Genomic DNA, 18588 nt, shown 5'->3' with positions numbered 1-18588 from the left:
GGGGATGGGGAGGGGATCTGGCAAAATTGAGGGGAGGGGTTGGCCAACCAGCGCAAAGCACCATACTGACGGCTGGATTGATCTTGTGCCTGTGTGGCCCCCTCCGAGGCAGGGGGCCACACAGGGGAGTTATTGACCGGCTTCTTCGTCGGCGCTGCGGTGCTGGTAATGCCGGCAGACCTCGGCCACTTCCACCGAGTAGCCACGATACCAGCGCGCCCGCCCGGCGGCTTGCGCCAGCCCGTGTTCCGGGTGGGATTTCCAGGCCAGGATAGCCTGTTCACTGGGCCAGTATGACAGCGCGACTTCTTGATCGCCTTCGCTGACGGCGTGAAACGCCAGGCAGCCAAATTCATTCAGCGCCAGCTCGCGCATTCGCGCCGCCATCTGCTGGTATTGCGCATCCAGCGCGCGCACCTGTGCCCGAAAAATCACCACATACATGCTATTCGGCTCCATGTTGATTGATCCGGCTGGCGCGGTTTAGCGCACGCCGTCCCGCGCCAGGCAGGTTTTGTAGCGGCCATTCACCCGGTCGGCAAACCATTCGGTGGTCAGCTTGCGGGTGATTTTTGGGCTGCTCAGGCGAATCTGTGGCATCACCGCCCGGGGGGCCTGGCTGCCCGCCAGGGCAAACACTTTCTGGTAGAGCGGGGTGTGGCTGAACGCAGCAGATTTTTCCAGTTTCAGGTCGCGCAACACCTCGTTGCGCCCCAGCCCCAGCCTGCCTTCCAATCGCTCCAGCGCCAGCTGGGTACTGCTGGTGCTGCTGCTGGGCACGCCATCCCGGTAGATCAGCAAGTCGCCATCCAGCGACAGGCTGATGCCGGACAGCCGGGCGACGGTGGCCTGAAACGCGGCATTGCGGCTGCTGTAGCGGCCAGCGTTAAAGTCGGCAAAGCGGTAGCGCATGTCCGGGTAATCGGCAGGAAAGTCCAGCAGATTGGCAATGCCAAAGTACAGCCCGCCACGGCGGGTGAATACTTCATCGCGCCAGCCGCCTTTGCGCGGGTAGGGGTAGCCCTTGCTGCGCACATGTTCTTCGGCAAATTCCACACTGACCTGCATCGGGCCGCCGGTGCGGATCGGGTTTTTCATGTTCACCGGCAGGCCCAGGCGGCGGGCGTCGGCCACCATGTCTTCAAACAGGGTGTTCATTTCTTTTTCGGTGCGCAGGCGGTTGATGCGTGAGGTATAGCTCTCGCCGGTGGACGATGGTTTCAGAAACGCCACTTTCAGCGCCGCCACCGGCACCAGGCCACCTGCTTTGTCGGCAATCTTGTTCCACACCATATCGCCCAGCCCCGGCACCACCGGGTCGGCTTGCCAGGTGGATTCCTGTTCAATCACCGCCATGGCGGCGCAAAACAAATCAGTGCGGTAGGGCAGGCGCAGGCCGGTAAAGGCGCCAGTGATATCCTGGCTCCAGCCCGCTTTGTCACGCACGCTGGCCGGCAGCAGGCGGCTGACGGCGGCGCGGGCAGCGGCTTCGTTGGGGTAAAGCGGATAGGGCGATACCAAGGGCGGCGACACCAGGGGGGGCGGGATGACTGGCGTGGGCGGCGTCAGTACGGTAGGCGAGGTGGGTGTGGGGCTGACTGGCGTGACCGGAACGCTGATGGGCGCAGCGGGCTGCACCGGGGCTGGCCGCTGCACCGTGCCGCAGGCGGCCAGCAGGCTGGCCAGGCTGCTGGCCAGAATAAAACGAAATTTCATCACCTTCTGCCATGACGGATTGAACAGGCTGCCATTGTACACAAACCCTGGGAGGCACACGGCGGGCGGGAAATGTGCAGGCGCACTCATTCGTGCGTGCCTGGCTTGGCCGGTTTGCCGGGGGGCAGGTTTGTCCGGGTTTTCTGAGTCAGATCATAGTGATGGCGGATAATCCATGTCAGGATAAGGAAGCCAATCAAATCCATCGGGCCGCAGACGATATATCTGGCATTGTCTTTTTGCATGCCGCCCCCCCCCCCCATTTGGCCAAGGCCCGGCACACCATCACAACACAGAACCCAAGACAGAACCAAGGAGAAGCACACCATGCGCTATCGGGATTTTTCACTCAGCCGGCAGTTGCTATGGCCAGCCATTGCCATGCTGGTGGTGGTGTTTGCCGTGATGATCGGCGTGACTGCCTGGCTGACTGAACGGGCCGCGCTGGCCCAATCACAACTGGAGCTGGAAAACGAAGTCAAGCTGGTGGTGGGTGGGCTGGACAGCGAGTTTGACAGCGTCAAGACACGTGGGGCGCGGCAGTTGCGTTTTTTTGAGCAGTTTCTCGGTGGGCCGGTGCGGCTGGGCGAGGGCACGCACAAAACCGGCGAGGTGGACCTGCCAATCCTGACCGTGAATGGCAGCATGCTCAACGCCAACCACGAGGTGCTGGAGCGGTTCAAGAAACTCACCGATGAAGAAAGCGCCATCCTGCTGTTTCAGCAGGGCAAGGTGTATCGCCTGAGCACCCTGCTCAAGCGTGATGGCAAGTCCATGGACGGCACCACGCTGGCCGACTCCGACCCGGTGGCGCTGGCGCTGAACCGGGGCGAAGGCTATCAGGGTCTGGTGGTGCGCAATGGCAAGTATTATTTCAGCAATATCCAGCCGCTGAAAGACAGTCAGGGTCGGGTATTTGCCGGGCTGTCGGTGCGCATTGAGCTGGGCGATGCGCTGGCGCGGATTCGCACCCTGTATGGCAGCGTGGTGGCCGGCAAAAGCGGCTATGTCACCATTGTCCGCCCCAGCGGAGATGATAAAACCATTGGCGAATTTATTGTTCACCCGAAATTTCAGGGCAAGGTGATTGGCGAGGTGGTCAAGGAGGGCCCGACGCGTCAGTCGGCGCTGGACAATATTCACTTTGCCGGTGGCGTGCGCCAGTACCTGTGGCCGCAGGGCGAGGTGCTGCGGGAACGCATGGCGGTGGTAGGCTGGTCAAAAGCGTGGAATTTTCAGGTGACGATTGGCAGCTGGACCGATGAATTCATGGCGGAAAGCCTGCGCCTGCGCTGGATTCTGGCCGGGGTCAGCGCCAGCGGGCTGCTGCTCTGTGCGCTGCTGATCGGCCTGCTGATTCGCTCGCGGCTGCGTCCGCTGCGCCAGGTGGTGAACGCGGTGACGGCATTGGGGCAGGGCGATTTGCACGTGAGCGTGGCCAACAGCCGGGCGGACAGCGATAACGAGCTGCAGCGGCTGGGCCATGCGCTGAACACCACGGTGGGGCAGATTCGCAGCCTGGTGGGCAATATCGATCAGGCTGCCGAGCAGGTCAATCAATCTGCCCAGCGGCTGGAACAGCGCTCGGCCAACCTGGTGCAGCGCGCGGGTGCCCAGGCGCAGGCGGCGTCGGCCATTGCCGTGTCGATTGAACAACTGTCCGGCAGCATTGGCCAGGTGGCCGATCACGCCCATCACGCGGCCAGCCTGAGTGCCAATGCGCTGCAAAGCTGCCACGATGGCCACACCGTGGTGATGGGCAGCGCCAGCGAAATGACCGAAATGGCGGACGACGTGCAACTGACCGCCGATGCCGTGCTGGCGCTGGGCGAGCAATCGCGGCAAATTTCCACCGTGGTGGACGTGATCCGCGACATTGCCGACCAGACCAACCTGCTGGCGCTGAATGCGGCGATTGAGGCCGCGCGGGCAGGCGAACAGGGCCGGGGATTTGCTGTGGTGGCTGACGAAGTGCGCAAGCTGGCCGAACGCACCACCAGTTCCACCCAGGAAATTGCCGCCACCATCACGGCGATTGTCACCGACACCCAGCGGGCCGCCGAGCGGATGGAATCGGTGCGCAGCCGGGTAGGCCACGGCGTGGAGCTGGCCCAACAGGCGGGCACGGCATTGAACACCATCGACCAGCACACCGCCAGCGCGGTCAAGATGGTGCAAAACATTGCCGGTGGCACCCAGGAACAGCGCAGCGCCAGCCAGAACATTACCCGCACCATTGAGCAAATCAGCCAGATGGCCGAAGACACCCACCAGATTGTCAGCAGCAACGCCAGTGATGTGGATCAGCTCAAGCAGGTGGCCGGGCAGTTGCGCGAGGGCTTGCAGCAGTTCAGGCGATAAGGCTTGCCCGTCGTCTCGGGCCAAAAAAAAGCACAACCTTATCCGCCCTGTTGAACAGGACGGCATCGGTTGTGCCAAGGAGGGAAACTGACAACGGTGAGACGTGGAACAAAAAACGCGTTAAAACCGATAAATCTCAATCCCGCCAGACCAGCCCACCCTTTCCGGAGGCGGGCCGGCCTGGCATCACATCAGGCCGCCGAGGCGGCGGTGCGCATTTTTTCGCTGCGCCCGCGCAGCCATTCCAGCGTCAGCAGCAGCACGATGGAGAACAGAATCAGCACGGTGGCGGCGGCAGCAATGGTGGGACTGATGTTTTCCTTGATGCCGGCAAACATCTGGCGCGGCAGGGTGGTCTGATCCGGGCCGGCCAGGAACAGGGTGACCACCACTTCATCAAACGAGGCGGCAAAGGCAAACAGGCCGCCGGAAATCACCCCAGGGGCGATCAACGGCAGGGTGATACGGAAAAAGGTATACACCGGGTTACCGCCCAGGCTGGCACTGGCGCGCACCAGATTGGGGTTGAAGCCGCGCAAGGTGGCCGAGACGGTAATCACCACAAACGGCACGCCCAGGGCGGCATGCACCAGCACCAGGCCCAGATAGCTGTTGGCCAGGCCAAGCGGGGCAAAAAACAGATACGCGCCCACACCGACAATCACCACCGGCACCACCATCGGCGAAATCAGCACCGTCATCATGAACGACTTGCCGGGAAAGTCGGCGCTGGTCAGGCCCACGGCAGCCACCGTGCCCAGCACGGTGGCCAGCAAGGTGGCCGCAGGGGCAACAATCAGGCTGTTTTTCAGCGAATTCACCCATTCACTGCTGGTGAAAAACGCCTCGTACCAGCGCAGGGACACGCCCTTGATCGGATACATCAGGAACGAATCTGCCGAAAACGACAGCGGAATGATCACCAGCAGCGGCAAAATCAAAAACACCAGCACGCCAATGCAGAACAGCCGGAAGGCGTAAAACCAGAGTTTTTCCAGGGGTGTCGCGTAGGGTTGCAACATACAGTGCTCCTTAACCTAAGCTCAGGCGGTTGGCGCCAACAATGCGGGCATACAGGGCATACAAGGCCATGGTGGCGGCCAGCAGCAGGCTGCCCAGCGCGGCGGCCATGCCCCAGTTCACGGTGTTATTGGTGTAGAACGCCACGTAGTAGCTGACCATCTGATCGTCCGGACCGCCCAGCAGTGCCGGGGTGATGTAATAGCCAATCGACATGATGAACACCAGCAGCGCGCCCGCGCCCACGCCGGCGACGGTTTGCGGGAAATACACCTTCCAGAAGGCCGGAATCGGGTGGCTGCCCAGCGACACGGCGGCGCGCATATAAGTGGGCGGAATGGCTTTCATCACGCTGAACACCGGCAAAATCATGAAGGGCAGCAGGATGTGCACCATGGCGATGTACACACCAATGCGGTTGAACGCCAACTGCACCGGCGAATCGACAAAGCCCATGACCATCAACGCACTATTGATCAAGCCTTCGCTTTGCAGCAGCACAATCCACGCCGCCACCCGCACCAGCACTGAAGTCCAGAACGGCAGCAGCACCACAATCATCAGCAGGTTGGATTTGCGGGTGGGCAGGTTCACCAGCCAGTAGGCCAGCGGATAACCCAGCAAAAAGCAGAAAAAGGTGACCACGGCGCTCATCCACAGCGTGCGGCCAAAAATCTTCAGATAAATCGACTCGTCCGGACCGGCCAGGTGCAGGCTATCGTCAGCACCACGCTTGAGGTCAAGCGAAGACGCCAGGTAAAACGAAGTCAGCGTGCTGTCGTGGTGGCGCAGTACCCGCCAGTAATCGGGCTCGGCCCAGCGTTCGTCGAGGGCGACAAACTGCTCGCGCAGCGGGCCGGCAGCCGGATCCAGCGGCATGGCGCGCACGGTTTTGGTCAGCAGGCTGCGGTAGCCGCTGATTTCCATATTCAGTCGCTTGGCGGCATTGCCGATCAGCGGTTTATTGTCCTTGGCGGCGGTCAGCTCGTCGGCAAACACGCGCAAGGTGGCGTCGTCGGGGATGCCCGAGCCCTGCCAGCGGGCCAGTGCGGCCACGGTTTTGGGCACCACAGCGGGCACCTCGCCGTTTTCCACGCTGCGATAGAGCAGCAAGGCAATCGGCAGAATGAAGGTGGCCAGCAAAAATGCCGCCAGCGGTGCCACCAGCAAGGCGGCGCGGATTTTTTTACGCCGTTCGGCGCGCTTGAGTTTTACCGCCAGCGGCACGCCATCGGCGGCAATCAGCGGGGTATCAGCAGTCAGGCTATTCATGAACAGGCGTTCCAATCTTGGCTGGAGGTGCCGGAGCCCCGCCCCCCGACGGGGCTCCGACGGGAAGCGGCCCCACCGCTTCCCTAAGACAGATGATGCAATTTCATCCGGCCAGCCAGGCCAGCCGGTGAAATTCCCCGCCGGTCAGGGCGGGACGGGATTACTTGGACGCCCAGGCGTTGAAGCGCTCTTCCAGCTCTTCGCCGTGGTCAACCCAGAACTGCACATTGATGCCCAGCGCGCCACTCAGGTTAGCCGGTGCGGTCGGCAGGGTCGGCAGCACTTTCGGGTCGATCATGCCGGTAGCGGCCTTGTTGGTCGGGCCGTAGGCAATCTTGTGCGAGTAGTTCTTCTGGCTTTCCGGCTTGCTGGCAAACTGCACAAACTTCAGCGCCAGATCCTTGTTCGGCGAGCCCTTCGGAATCACCCACGAGTCGATGTCCCAGATCGAGCCATTCCAGACGATTTTCAGGTTCTTGCCTTCTTTTTGGGCGGCGTCGATGCGGCCATTGTAGGCCGAGCTCATCACCACATCACCAGACGCCAGGAATTGCGGCGGCTGTGCGCCGGCTTCCCACCACTGGATGCTCGGCTTGAGCTGGTCCAGCTTCTTGAAGGCGCGTTCCACGCCAGCCTTGGTGCCCAGCACCTTGTACACGTCCGCCGGCTTTACGCCGTCAGCCAGCAGGGCAAATTCCAGGGTGTACTTGGCACCCTTGCGCAGGCCGCGCTTGCCCGGATATTTTTTCACATCCCAGAAGTCAGCCCAGCCGGTCGGCGCAGCCTTCAGCTTGTCGGCGTTGTAGGCAATGGCGGTAGACCAGACAAAAATGCCCACACCACATTCAGACACGGTGCCCGGCAGGAAGGCTGCCTTGCCGCCGATCAGTTTCGGGTCGATCTTTTCGTAGATGCCTTCGTCACACCCACGCAGCACTTCCGGGGATTCGACTTCCACCACGTCCCAGGTTACCTTGCCGGTTTCCACCATGGCTTTGACCTTGGCCACTTCACCGTTGTAATCCACGCCCACCACTTTCTGGCCGGTGGCTTTTTCAAACGGCTGATAAAACGCTGCCACCTGAGCTTCTTTATTGGCGCCGCCAAACGACACGACAGCCAGATCACGCGCCATAGCCTGACCGGCAAAGGCGGTGGCGACAGCTGCCACGGCAGCCAGCTGAATCATTTTTTTCATGCGGTTCTCTCCTCTTGAGGGACAGTGGGATTTAGTGCAGGGGATACAACAGGTACAACATCAAATGGCCAGCGGATCCAGCGCTCGCAAATCTTCTGCGCGCCAGCCAATACTCAGGCGGTCGCCCACCTGCCAGGACGGGTCAACTTCCGGCACCGGCACCTTGACCATAAAGCCGCTGTTGCCGGCAAAGTCCAGGCGCAGGCGCAGGTGGTCGCCCAGATAAATGAATTCGGCAATGGTGGCGTCAAAGCGGTTGGCGCAGTCGGTGCTGCGTGCGCCCAGCATCACCCGCTCCGGACGAATCGACAGGGTAGTGGGCTGGCCAGCGCGCTCCACACACACGGCGCGGGCGCTCACGCTGCTGCCGCCCGGCAGGCTGGCACGGCAGAAGCCATCGGCCACGCTGTCCACCTTGCCGCTCAGGGCGTTGCTTTCGCCAATGAAGCTGGCCACAAAGCTGTTGACCGGCGCTTCGTACAGCGCCTTGGCCGTGTCAATCTGCTGGATTTCACCCTTGTCGAACACCGCCACGCGGTCGGACATGGTCAGTGCTTCGGACTGATCGTGGGTAACGTACACCACGGTCACGCCCAGGGTTTCGTGGATATGCTTGATTTCCAGCTGCATGTGTTCGCGCAGCTGCTTGTCCAGCGCGCCCAGCGGCTCGTCCATCAGCACCAGCTGCGGTTCAAATACCAGTGCCCGCGCCAGCGCCACGCGCTGCTGCTGGCCACCAGACATCTGGCCGGGGTAGCGGTTGGCAAACTTGTCCAGCTTGACCATGCCCAGTGCGCGCTTGACCTTGGCGTCAATGTCGCCGGCGGCCAGTTTGCGGATTTTCAGCGGGTAGGCCAGGTTTTCGCCCACGGTCATGTGCGGAAACAGCGCATAGTTCTGGAACACCATGCCGATGTTGCGCTTGTGCGGTGGCACGCGGTTAAGCAGCTTGCCGTCCAGGCGGATTTCGCCGGCGGTGGGCGTTTCAAAGCCGGCCAGCATCATCAGGCAGGTGGTTTTGCCCGAGCCGGACGGCCCCAGCAGGGTAAGGAATTCGCCACGACGGATGTCGAGGTCGAGGTGTTTGACGATAAGGTTTTCGCCATCGTAGCTTTTTTGCACGCCACGAAAACTGACCAGCACATCGGAAGCAGGGGAGGCTACGGACACTGAAATGATCTCCTCTAGGGGTAGCGGCTGTTCCGCAATGCGGAATCATGTTCTATTTTTGTGAGGCAAGATTACGGGGATGCAGTCACGCTTGTAAAGCGTCTTGGCGGTGATATTAACCGGCTTCACCGGAAAATCAGCACTGCCTTTTTGCCCTGCCGCCAGAGGGTCAAGCGGTGTTTGCTCTCTGTTGCCTCAACGGCTGGGCTTAGAGCGAGAAGCATGCCAGAAAACGGCGAGTGTTTAATAAATTTATCAAAACGCTGATCCATTAAACACCCTAGGCCCACTCACCCACCCAGCTTATCGACGAAATTCGGTAGAAATACGGGGGGTGCGCCCGTTATTTGTGCGTAAACGCACCAAAAATGGGCATTTTAAATGAATATAAATTCATAAAGCGTTGAATTAATCAAACACCCTTCTGTAGCAAGAATGCAACAAACATGCGTTTGATCCAGGCGCATCCGGCCCGCATGGCGGGACAGATCGGGCAAAACCCCGCGAAATCTGCACCAAACCGACCAAGACAAACCCATGGCACCGCACCAGATGCCCCTAGTAGCCAGTCACCATGATCTGAATCGACTGACAGGCGATTAGAGCGCTTTCGGCATGAGTTTCACCTCAGGTGTCGTTCCCGCGAAGGCGGGAACCCAGACCGCGCCACAGCGGGCGCGGTGGGCATGGCGCAGGTAGCGCTGATGAGCGCTCACCCCGCTGTACGCTGTGGACACGCCTGGATTCCCGCCTGCGCGGGAATGACGCGGTGGGGCGCGGCGAGTGGTTCGTCGTGGAACGTGAGCCATCGTGTTTCAACGTGACTGGCTACTAGTCTGGCCCAGCGCATGCCGCCAGCCTGATCGGTCGCGGCTCACCTCCTGGGGCAGATTCAGGTAAAATTCGGCCTGTTTCATTCACCCGTTTGCCCTGGCAGCCACTGCCGGCGTGGGTGAGTCGTCCGCCCACCTTTTACTGATTATTCTCACCAAGGCCATCATGTCCCTGACCGTAGACCTGCTGATCCAGGCCCGCTGGATTGTTCCCGTTGAAACCGATGGCGAAGTGCTCGCCGACCACGCCCTGGCCATCCGCGATGGCAAAATCGTGGCGATTGTGCCGCCGGAAGGCGTGGCGGCGGTCAGCGCCAAGGAAACCGTGCGCCTGGATCGCCATGTGCTGATGCCCGGCCTGGTCAACCTGCACTGCCACGCCGCCATGACCCTGCTGCGCGGCTACGCCGACGACCTGGCGCTGATGGACTGGCTGCAAAACCATATCTGGCCAGCCGAAGGCAAACATGTGTCAGACGAATTTGTCTATGAAGGCTCGCTGATTGGCATGGCCGAGATGATTCGCAGCGGCACCACCACGGTCAACGACATGTACTTTTACAACTCGGCGGTGGCGCGCGCCGGGCTGGCGTCGGGCATGCGTACCTTTGTGGGGTGCTCGATTCTGGAATTTCCCACCAATTATGGCCTGAACGCCGACGACTACATTGCCAAGGGCCTGAAAGAGCGCGATGAGTTTGTCGGCGAGCCGCTGGTGACCTTCACCCTGGCCCCGCACGCGCCGTATACCGTCAGCGACGCCACCTTCCGCAAGGTGATCACCCTGGCCGACCAGCTGGACATGCCGATTCACTGCCATATCCACGAAACCCAGGACGAAATTGCCGGCAGCCTGACCGAGCACAAGGTTCGCCCGCTGGCGCGCCTGGCCGCGCTGGGCCTGCTGTCGCCGCGCCTGGTGGCCGCGCATATGGTGCACCTGAACGACGACGAGATTGCCCTGGCTGCCCATCACGGTGTATCGGTGGCGCATAACCCGACCTCGAACATGAAGCTGGCTTCCGGTATTGCCCCGGTGCAAAAACTGCTGGCTGCCGGGGTGAATGTCGGCATTGGTACCGACGGTGCCGCCTCCAACAACAAGCTGGACATGCTGGCCGATACCCGGATGAGCGCGTTGCTGGCCAAGGTGGGCACCCAGGACCCCACCGCCGTCCCTGCTGCCACTGCACTGCGCATGGCCACGCTGAATGGTGCCAAGGCGTTGGGCATTGCTGAGCGCACCGGCAGCCTGGCCGTTGGCAAAGACGCCGACGTGATTGCCCTGGACCTGGGCAGCCTGGAAACCGCCCCGGCCTTCGACCCGATTTCGCATATTGTGTACGCCGCCGGTCGCGAACAGGTCAGCCACGTCTGGGTGGCAGGCCGCGCCCTGCTGCGCGAGCGCAGCCTGCTGACGGTGAACGAAGCCGAGTTGCTGGGCAAAGCCGAAGCCTGGCGGGTGAAGATTGCCGGTTGAGTGGAGCAGGAACGGGGCTAGGCGCTAAGGATACGCTGAAAAAATCGTCATTCCCGCGAAGGCGGGAATCCAGGTTGTTGATTTTGCTAGGTTTTGATTTTGGCAAACACGATTTTTCTGAATAAATCAGCGCATCCCTAACTGCCCCAGTCTTGCGCCAGCGCAGCACGCGCAAGACAATCATCCGGCATGCTGACGCCTGATTCTTTTACCGATGTTTTTTGAGGATGCGACGATGAGCAACGTCGATCAGGTTGAACTGGAAAAATTCAGCCAGGTGGCCCACAAGTGGTGGGACACCAGCAGCGAATTCAAGCCGCTGCACGACATCAACCCGCTGCGGCTGGACTATATCAGCCAGCAGGCCGGCGGTCTGGCCGGCAAGCGGGTGGTGGATGTGGGCTGCGGTGGCGGGATTTTGTCCGAAGGGCTGGCTTGCGCCGGTGCCGAGGTGCTGGGTATTGATCTGGCCAAAAAATCGCTGAAAGTGGCGCAACTGCACGCGCTGGAATCCGGCGTGCAAGTGGCCTACCGCTGTGTGGCAGTGGAAGACCTGGCCGAAGAACTGCCCGGCCAGTTTGACGTGGTGACCTGCATGGAAATGCTTGAGCACGTGCCCGACCCGCAAAGCGTGGTGCGCGCCTGCGCCACGCTGGTGAAACCCGGCGGCACCGTGTGTTTTTCCACGCTGAACCGCAATCTGAAAAGCTATGCGCTGGCGGTGCTCGGGGCCGAGTATGTGCTGAACATGCTGCCACGCGGCACCCACGAATACGCCCGCTTTCTCAAGCCGTCCGAACTGGCGCGCATGGCCCGCCATGCCGGGCTGGACGTGTGCGACATCACCGGCATGAGCTATAACCCGCTCAGCCAGGTTTACCGTTTGGGCGAAGACAGCCAGGTGAATTATCTGCTGGCCTGCCAACGGCCCTGAACCGGCAGCGCACCATCGGTAAAAACCCCCAGTCCGGCACACCGGAACTGGGGGTTTTTACCGCAATCCTGAATCCTGCCCTTGCGCCCCCCCCTGAAACCAGAAACGGTGAGGGGGGCTAAGCGGCAGATTACAGCAGGCCGCGCACGGCCTTCTTGCGGTCGTTTTCGTTCAGGTGACGCTTGCGGATGCGGATGGATTGCGGGGTGATTTCCACCAGTTCGTCGTCGTCGATGAACTCCACGGCAGATTCCAGCGTCAGCTTGATCGGCGTGGTCAGACGCACGGCTTCGTCGGTGCCCGAGGCGCGCACGTTGGTCAGCTGCTTGCCCTTGATCGGGTTGACCACCAGGTCGTTTTCGCGGCTGTGGATGCCAATCACCATGCCTTCATACAGCTTGTCGCCCGGTGCCAGGAACATGCGGCCACGGTCTTCCAGCTTCCACAGTGCGTAGGCCACGGCCACGCCGTTATCCTGGGAAATCAGCACGCCGTTGTGACGGCCCGGCATGTCCGGCTTCACCGGGGCGTAATCGTCAAACACATGGCTCATCAGGCCGGTGCCACGGGTCATGGTCATGAAGTCGCCCTGGAAGCCAATCAGGCCACGCGCCGGAATGTGGTATTCCAGACGGGTACGGCCCTGGCCGTCCGATTCCATATTGGTCAGCTCGCCACGACGGCGACCCAGCTCTTCCATCACCGAACCCTGGGTGGCATCTTCCACGTCCACGGTCAGGTTTTCATACGGCTCGCACTTCTGGCCGTCGATGTCCTTGTACACCACGCGCGGCTTGGCCACGGCCATTTCAAAGCCTTCGCGGCGCATGTTTTCCAGCAGGATGGTGAGGTGCAGCTCACCACGGCCCGACACGCGGAACACGTCGGCATCTTCGGTGTCTTCCACGCGCAGTGCCACGTTGACCAGCAGTTCCTTGGTCAGACGGTCGCGGATCTGACGGCTGGTGACAAACTTGCCTTCGGTGCCGGCCAGCGGCGAGGTGTTCACCATGAAGTCCATGGTCAGGGTCGGCTCGTCCACCCCCAGTACCGGCAGGCCAATCGGGCTTTCCTTGTCACAGATGGTGACGCCGATACCGATGTCGTCCAGACCGGAAATGATGATGATGTCGCCGGCCACGGCTTCTTCCACCGGCACACGGTCCAGACCCTGGAAACCCAGCACCTGGTTGATGCGGCCTTGTGCCACCTGGTCTTCGTGGTTCATCACCACCACTTGCTGACCCGGCTTGATGCGGCCATTGAGCACGCGGCCCACGCCCATGCGGCCCGTGTAGGTGGAGTAGTCCAGTGCGGAGATTTGCAGTTGCAGCGGCGCATCCGGGTCGCCCGGCGGGGTGGGCACATGGGCCAGCACCACGTCAAACAGCGGACGCATGTCGCTGGATTCTTGATCCAGCTCCATTTTGGCAAAGCCGTTCAGGCCGGAAGCGTAGACAATCGGGAAGTCCAGCTGCTCGTCGGTGGCACCCAGCTTGTCGAACAGGTCGAAGGTTTGGTCCACCACCCAGTCCGGACGGGCACCCGGACGGTCGATCTTGTTGATCACCACGATCGGGCGCAGGCCCAGCGCCAGGGCTTTTTTGGTCACAAAGCGGGTTTGCGGCATCGGGCCTTCCTGCGCATCCACCAGCAGCACCACGCCGTCCACCATGCCCAGCACACGTTCCACTTCGCCGCCGAAGTCGGCGTGGCCTGGGGTGTCCACGATGTTGATGTGGGTGCCTTGGTAATCAATGGCAGTGTTCTTGGCCAGAATGGTAATGCCGCGCTCTTTTTCCAGGTCGTTGGAGTCCATCACCCGTTCATCAACCTGCTGGTTGTCACGGAAGGTGCCGGATTGGCGGAGGAGTTGGTCAACCAGGGTGGTCTTGCCGTGGTCAACGTGGGCGATGATAGCGATGTTGCGCAGATTACGGGACATAAGTGGTTCAATGCGTGGAGAAAAATAGGCGCAATTGTAGCACAGCATGTCGCGCTGCAACGAGGGCAAACAGCAATATTTCCCAGTCAGGGGCCTGGGCGTGTGGTTTGCCGCGCCGGTTGCCTGGCATTTGGGTGGCGCGCCTGACCCATGGCATGGTGGCTGCCGGGCACCCGGCGGCCAAGGCGGGGGGTGGCAGATTGGGTGCCTGTTGGGGCTTTTTCTGCCGCGTCGCAAGAAAACAACAGCCCGCGTGCGGCGAACTGACCCTGGGTAAAATTTTGTGCCATCCCGTCATTATTGGTCACAAGCCGGCAAGTACTTGCCGCAATGGAGATTCTGCCCATCTGGCAGGGGCTGGCCCGCAAACCGGGCAAAAAGTCAATCTTGTATCTGCGCCAACAAACCACTAGCATTTGTGGTTGTGCAGCCACCGCGCCAACACATCTTGTGTTTTATCGCGCAAATACTGCACATTCCGTCCACACCTTTATCCACAGGCGTGACGGTCTGGCCGGCCCATCTGGCCGGCAACCCCAGATAGATGACGAAGGAATCCCGATCCATGTACAGCACGAGCGACGCTTTGCCCGCTACCGACACCCCCTATGGCAATTTCAAAACCATCCGCCGCAATGGCAGCGTGGTGGCATTTGAGCCAGGCAAGATTTCCGTGGCCATGTCCAAGGCCTTTCTGGCCGTGGCCGGCAGCCAGGGGTCCACGTCGGCCCGTATCCGCGAGCAAGTCGCTCACCTGACCGAACAAGTGGTGGGCGCGCTGATGCGGCGCAAGCCGGAAGGCGGTGCCATCCACATTGAAGAAATCCAGGATCAGGTGGAACTGGCACTGATGCGCTCGGGCGAACACGACGTGGCGCGTGCCTACGTGCTGTACCGCGAAGAACGCTCGCGCCAGCGTGCGCTGCGCGGCGAAACCGACGTGGCCCACGTCATCAATGTGCAAAAAGCCGACAACAGCCTGGAGCTGCTCGACGTGGCCGCGCTGAAAGCGCTGATCAAATCGGCATGCAGCGGGCTGGAAGCCGACACCGACGCCGAGCACATCCTGTCGGAAACCCTGAAAAACCTGTACGACGGCGTGGCCGAAGACGAAGTCAACAAGTCTGCCATCATGGCCGCCCGCGCCATGATCGAAAAAGACCCGGCGTACAATCTGGTGACCGCCCGCCTGCTGCTCAACAGCATCCGCCTGGAAATCCTCGGTGAAACCGTCAGCCAGGAAAGCATGGCCGAGCGCTACGCCGACTATTTCCCCCGCTATATCAAGCGTGGCATCGCCGCCGAGCTGCTGGACGAAAAACTGGGCGAATACGATCTGGAACGCCTGGGCCGTGCGCTGGTGGCCAGCCGCGACACCCAGTTTGGCTATCTGGGCCTGCAAACCCTGTACGACCGGTACTTCCTGCATATCGACGGCCAGCGCATCGAGCTGCCGCAGGCGTTTTACATGCGCGTGGCCATGGGCCTGGCGCTGAACGAAATCGACCGCGAAGCCCGCGCCATCGAGTTTTACAATGTGCTGTCCACCTTTGACTTCATGTCGTCCACCCCGACGCTGTTCAACGCCGGCACCCGCCGCAGCCAGCTGTCGTCGTGCTACCTGACCACCATTGCCGACGATCTGGATGGCATTTACGAAGGCATCAAGGAAAACGCCCTGCTGTCCAAGTTTGCCGGCGGCCTGGGCAACGACTGGACGCCCGTGCGCGCCATGGGCAGCCATATCAAGGGCACCAATGGTAAATCGCAAGGCGTGGTGCCGTTCCTGAAAGTGGTGAATGACACCGCCGTGGCGGTGAACCAATGCTTTGCCCCCGACACGCTGGTGCAAACCGCCGACGGCGTGCGCCCCATCCGCGACATCCGCCCTGGCGACCTGGTGCTGGGCCACAGCGGCCAGTACCGTGAAGTGACCGAGCGCATGGTGTACAACCAGACCGACCCGATGCTGGAACTGGACGTCAAGCACAGCATCGAGCCGCTGCAAGTGACCGATGCCCACCCGTTCTGGGCGCTGCAAGGTGTGCCGATGGGGCAGGCCGGCCATCGCACTCAGGCCGCGCTGACCAAGGGCAAGGTCAAGCCAGCCTGGGTGGAATCCGGCAAATTGTCTGCTGGCGACTACATTGGCTTTGCCATCCCGCGTGAAATTGTACCGGTGCCCGACCTGAGCGAAGACGATGCCCGCCTGTACGGCATTTTGCTGGGCGATGGTCATCTGTCCAAAGATGGCATGCAATGGGGCGTGTCTGGCCATCCGCAGCGCGATGCGCACCTGGATTTTGTGCGCACCTACTTGCTTGCGCATGGCATCCACAGCTGGGAAACCGCGCGCGGCGACAGCTATGTACAAATCCACTGGGCGGCTGGTCAGGGTGTGCTGCGCGATGGCACCACAGGCCGCATCACCGGCGCTGGCGCACCAACCCTGCCGTTTAGCTACGATGACCTGTACGACCAGAACCACGCCAAGCGCATTGCCCGCCGCCTCTCGCACCTGCCGCGTGCGCACACGCTGGCGCTGGTGCAAGGCTTGCTGGAAACCGATGGCTGCGTATCGCGCGGCAAGGAACTGACCTTCACCTCCGCTTCTGAAGCACTGGCGTATGGCCTGCGCTACCAGATGCTGCGCCTGGGCGTGCCGGTATCCGGCCAGAAACGCACCCGCCAGCATCAGCACGAAGGCGTGCGCAGTGACGGCTCGGTGGCGCGCTTTGACGGCGAATCCACCAGCATCGACCTGCGTATTCCGGCTGTGCCGGAACTGGCCGCCCGCCTGGGATGCCAGGCGCTGGCCAAACATCACTGGATTGAACACCAGGGCATGGTGTTCTCGCGGGTGCGCGCCGTGCGTCCGATTACCCCCAAGGCACTGGTGGTGGATTTGAAAGTGGACGCCGACGAGTCTTATCACACCGTGGCCGGCCTGGCGCACAATGGCGGCAAGCGCAAGGGCGCGGTCTGCGCCTACCTGGAAACCTGGCACGCCGACATCGAAGAATTTCTCGAACTGCGCAAGAACACCGGCGACGACCGCCGCCGCGTACACGACATGAACACCGCCAACTGGATTCCCGACCTGTTTATGAAGCGGGTGATGGACGGGGCCGACTGGACGCTGTTTTCGCCCTCCGAAGTACCCGATCTGCACGAACTGACGGGTCGCGCCTTTGAAGAAGCTTATGCGCGCTACGAAGCCCGCGCCGAGCGTGGCGAAATCCGCGTGGCGAAAAAAATGCCGGCGCTGAGCCTGTGGCGCAAGATTCTCACCATGCTGTTTGAAACCGGCCACCCGTGGATCACCTTCAAGGACCCGTGCAATATCCGCAGCCCGCAGCAGCATGTGGGCGTGGTACACAGCTCCAACCTGTGCACCGAAATCACCCTGAACACCAACGACAACGAAATTGCCGTGTGCAATCTGGGTTCGGTGAATCTGGTCAACCACCTGAGCAATGGTCAGCTTGACCATGGCAAGCTGGCGCGCACCGTGCGCACTGCCATGCGCATGCTCGACAACGTGATTGACATCAACTTCTACCCGGTGAAAAAAGCCCGCAACGCCAACCTGAAACACCGTCCGGTGGGCATGGGCATCATGGGCTTCCAGGATTGCCTGCACACCCTGCGCATTCCTTACGCCTCGCCTGCCGCCGTGGAATTTGCCGACCGCTCGATGGAAGCCGTCTGCTATCAGGCCTACTGGGCCTCCACCGAACTGGCCGAAGAACGTGGCCGCTACCCGTCGTACAAGGGCAGCCTGTGGGATCGTGGCATCCTGCCGCAGGACAGCATCGACCTGCTGGCTGCCGAGCGCGGTGGCTATCTGGACGTGGACCGCTCGGAAACCCTGGACTGGGCCGCGCTGCGCAGCCGCATTGCCAGCTACGGCATGCGCAACTCCAACTGCGTGGCCATTGCCCCCACCGCCACCATCGCCAACATCATTGGCGTGTCGGCCAGCATTGAGCCCACTTACCAGAACCTGTTCGTCAAATCCAACCTGTCCGGCGAGTTCACCGTGGTCAACGACTACCTGGTGCGCGACCTGAAAACCGCCGGCCTGTGGGACGAAGTGATGATTGCCGACCTGAAATACTTTGACGGCAACGTCAGCCGCATCGACCGCATTCCGGCCGACCTGCGCGACATCTACGCCACCGCGTTTGAAATCGACCCGCGCTGGCTGGTGGAAGCCGCCAGCCGCCGGCAAAAGTGGATCGACCAGGCGCAAAGCCTGAACCTGTACATGGCCGGTGCCTCGGGCAAGAAGCTGGATGAGCTGTACAAGCACGCCTGGGTACGTGGCCTGAAAACCACCTACTACCTGCGCACCCTGTCGGCATCCAGCGCCGAGAAATCCACTGGCCGTGGCGGCGAACTCAACGCCGTGCCAATCAGCGGCGGCATGACCGCCACCGCCCCGGAGAAATACCAGGCCAGCCAGACCGACGCCGACCTGCCGGCCACCGATGCCAAGTTCTGCAGCATCGACAACCCGGATTGCGAGGCTTGCCAGTAAGCACCCGCTCACCCGCGCGCCTGCCGCGCGGGCGCAGCCCTCCGGCAGCGTGCCCCAGTGCGCTGCCGATGGGTAAGCCGACTGCACCCAGCCGGCTTACCCATCGACCCGTCGCT

The 18588-nt window shown here is 61.5% G+C and carries 12 protein-coding genes; 4 read left to right on the top strand and 8 right to left on the bottom strand.

Going from position 1 to position 18588, the window contains the following annotated elements; translation table 11 throughout:
• Positions 1–129 precede the first annotated feature (129 nt).
• The 3 genes from BXU06_RS07470 to BXU06_RS17680 form a co-directional block, all read right to left on the bottom strand.
• Positions 130–459: an antibiotic biosynthesis monooxygenase gene (locus tag BXU06_RS07470; protein ID WP_216352553.1), complete on the bottom strand. Its 330-nt coding sequence runs from the start codon at positions 457–459 to the stop codon at positions 130–132.
• Positions 460–483: 24 nt separating this feature from the next.
• On the bottom strand, positions 484–1716 hold the full coding sequence (locus BXU06_RS07465; RefSeq protein WP_077302738.1) for a DUF1615 domain-containing protein: 1233 nt from the start codon (positions 1714–1716) through the stop codon (positions 484–486).
• 86 nt (positions 1717–1802) lie between these two features.
• Positions 1803–1961 carry a hypothetical protein gene (locus BXU06_RS17680; protein WP_171982149.1) on the bottom strand — a complete coding sequence of 53 codons (159 nt, stop codon included), beginning with the start codon at positions 1959–1961 and terminating at the stop codon, positions 1803–1805.
• Between the two features lie 82 nt (positions 1962–2043).
• Here BXU06_RS17680 and BXU06_RS07460 point away from each other — a divergent pair, with 82 nt between their 5' ends.
• A complete protein-coding gene (locus BXU06_RS07460) occupies positions 2044–4077 on the top strand; it encodes a methyl-accepting chemotaxis protein (protein WP_171982148.1) in 2034 nt (677 codons plus the stop codon).
• Positions 4078–4268: 191 nt separating this feature from the next.
• On the opposite strand, the gene BXU06_RS07455 is transcribed toward BXU06_RS07460, so the two are convergent.
• The 4 genes from BXU06_RS07455 to BXU06_RS07440 form a co-directional block, all read right to left on the bottom strand.
• Complete coding sequence (locus BXU06_RS07455) at positions 4269–5099, bottom strand: ABC transporter permease (protein ID WP_077298285.1); 831 nt, start codon at positions 5097–5099, stop codon at positions 4269–4271.
• Between the two features lie 10 nt (positions 5100–5109).
• Positions 5110–6369: an ABC transporter permease gene (locus BXU06_RS07450; protein ID WP_077298283.1), complete on the bottom strand. Its 1260-nt coding sequence runs from the start codon at positions 6367–6369 to the stop codon at positions 5110–5112.
• A 160-nt stretch (positions 6370–6529) separates the two neighbouring features.
• A complete protein-coding gene (locus BXU06_RS07445) occupies positions 6530–7567 on the bottom strand; it encodes an ABC transporter substrate-binding protein (RefSeq protein WP_077298281.1) in 1038 nt (345 codons plus the stop codon).
• 60 nt (positions 7568–7627) lie between these two features.
• On the bottom strand, positions 7628–8737 hold the full coding sequence (locus BXU06_RS07440) for an ABC transporter ATP-binding protein (protein WP_077298279.1): 1110 nt from the start codon (positions 8735–8737) through the stop codon (positions 7628–7630).
• A gap of 999 nt (positions 8738–9736) precedes the next feature.
• Between BXU06_RS07440 and BXU06_RS07435 the strand changes: the two genes are divergently transcribed.
• Positions 9737–11050, top strand: coding sequence for a TRZ/ATZ family hydrolase (locus tag BXU06_RS07435; protein WP_077298277.1), 1314 nt, complete (start codon positions 9737–9739; stop codon positions 11048–11050).
• A 235-nt stretch (positions 11051–11285) separates the two neighbouring features.
• The gene (ubiG, locus tag BXU06_RS07430; protein WP_077298275.1) at positions 11286–11984 is read left to right on the top strand and encodes a bifunctional 2-polyprenyl-6-hydroxyphenol methylase/3-demethylubiquinol 3-O-methyltransferase UbiG; all 699 of its coding nucleotides are present in this window, start codon (positions 11286–11288) and stop codon (positions 11982–11984) included.
• A gap of 130 nt (positions 11985–12114) precedes the next feature.
• Here ubiG and typA read toward each other — a convergent pair whose 3' ends face one another.
• The gene (typA, locus tag BXU06_RS07425) at positions 12115–13929 is read right to left on the bottom strand and encodes a translational GTPase TypA (RefSeq protein WP_077298273.1); all 1815 of its coding nucleotides are present in this window, start codon (positions 13927–13929) and stop codon (positions 12115–12117) included.
• A gap of 565 nt (positions 13930–14494) precedes the next feature.
• Between typA and BXU06_RS18115 the strand changes: the two genes are divergently transcribed.
• Positions 14495–18472, top strand: coding sequence for a ribonucleoside-diphosphate reductase subunit alpha (locus BXU06_RS18115; protein ID WP_253189548.1), 3978 nt, complete (start codon positions 14495–14497; stop codon positions 18470–18472).
• Positions 18473–18588: the final 116 nt, after the last annotated feature.

The organism is Aquaspirillum sp. LM1 (genome assembly GCF_002002905.1).
In the GTDB taxonomy this organism is placed as follows: Bacteria; Pseudomonadota; Gammaproteobacteria; order Burkholderiales; family Aquaspirillaceae; genus Rivihabitans.
The sequence above is the reverse complement of the archived record's forward strand: the minus strand, read 5'-3'. Positions and strand labels throughout refer to the sequence as shown.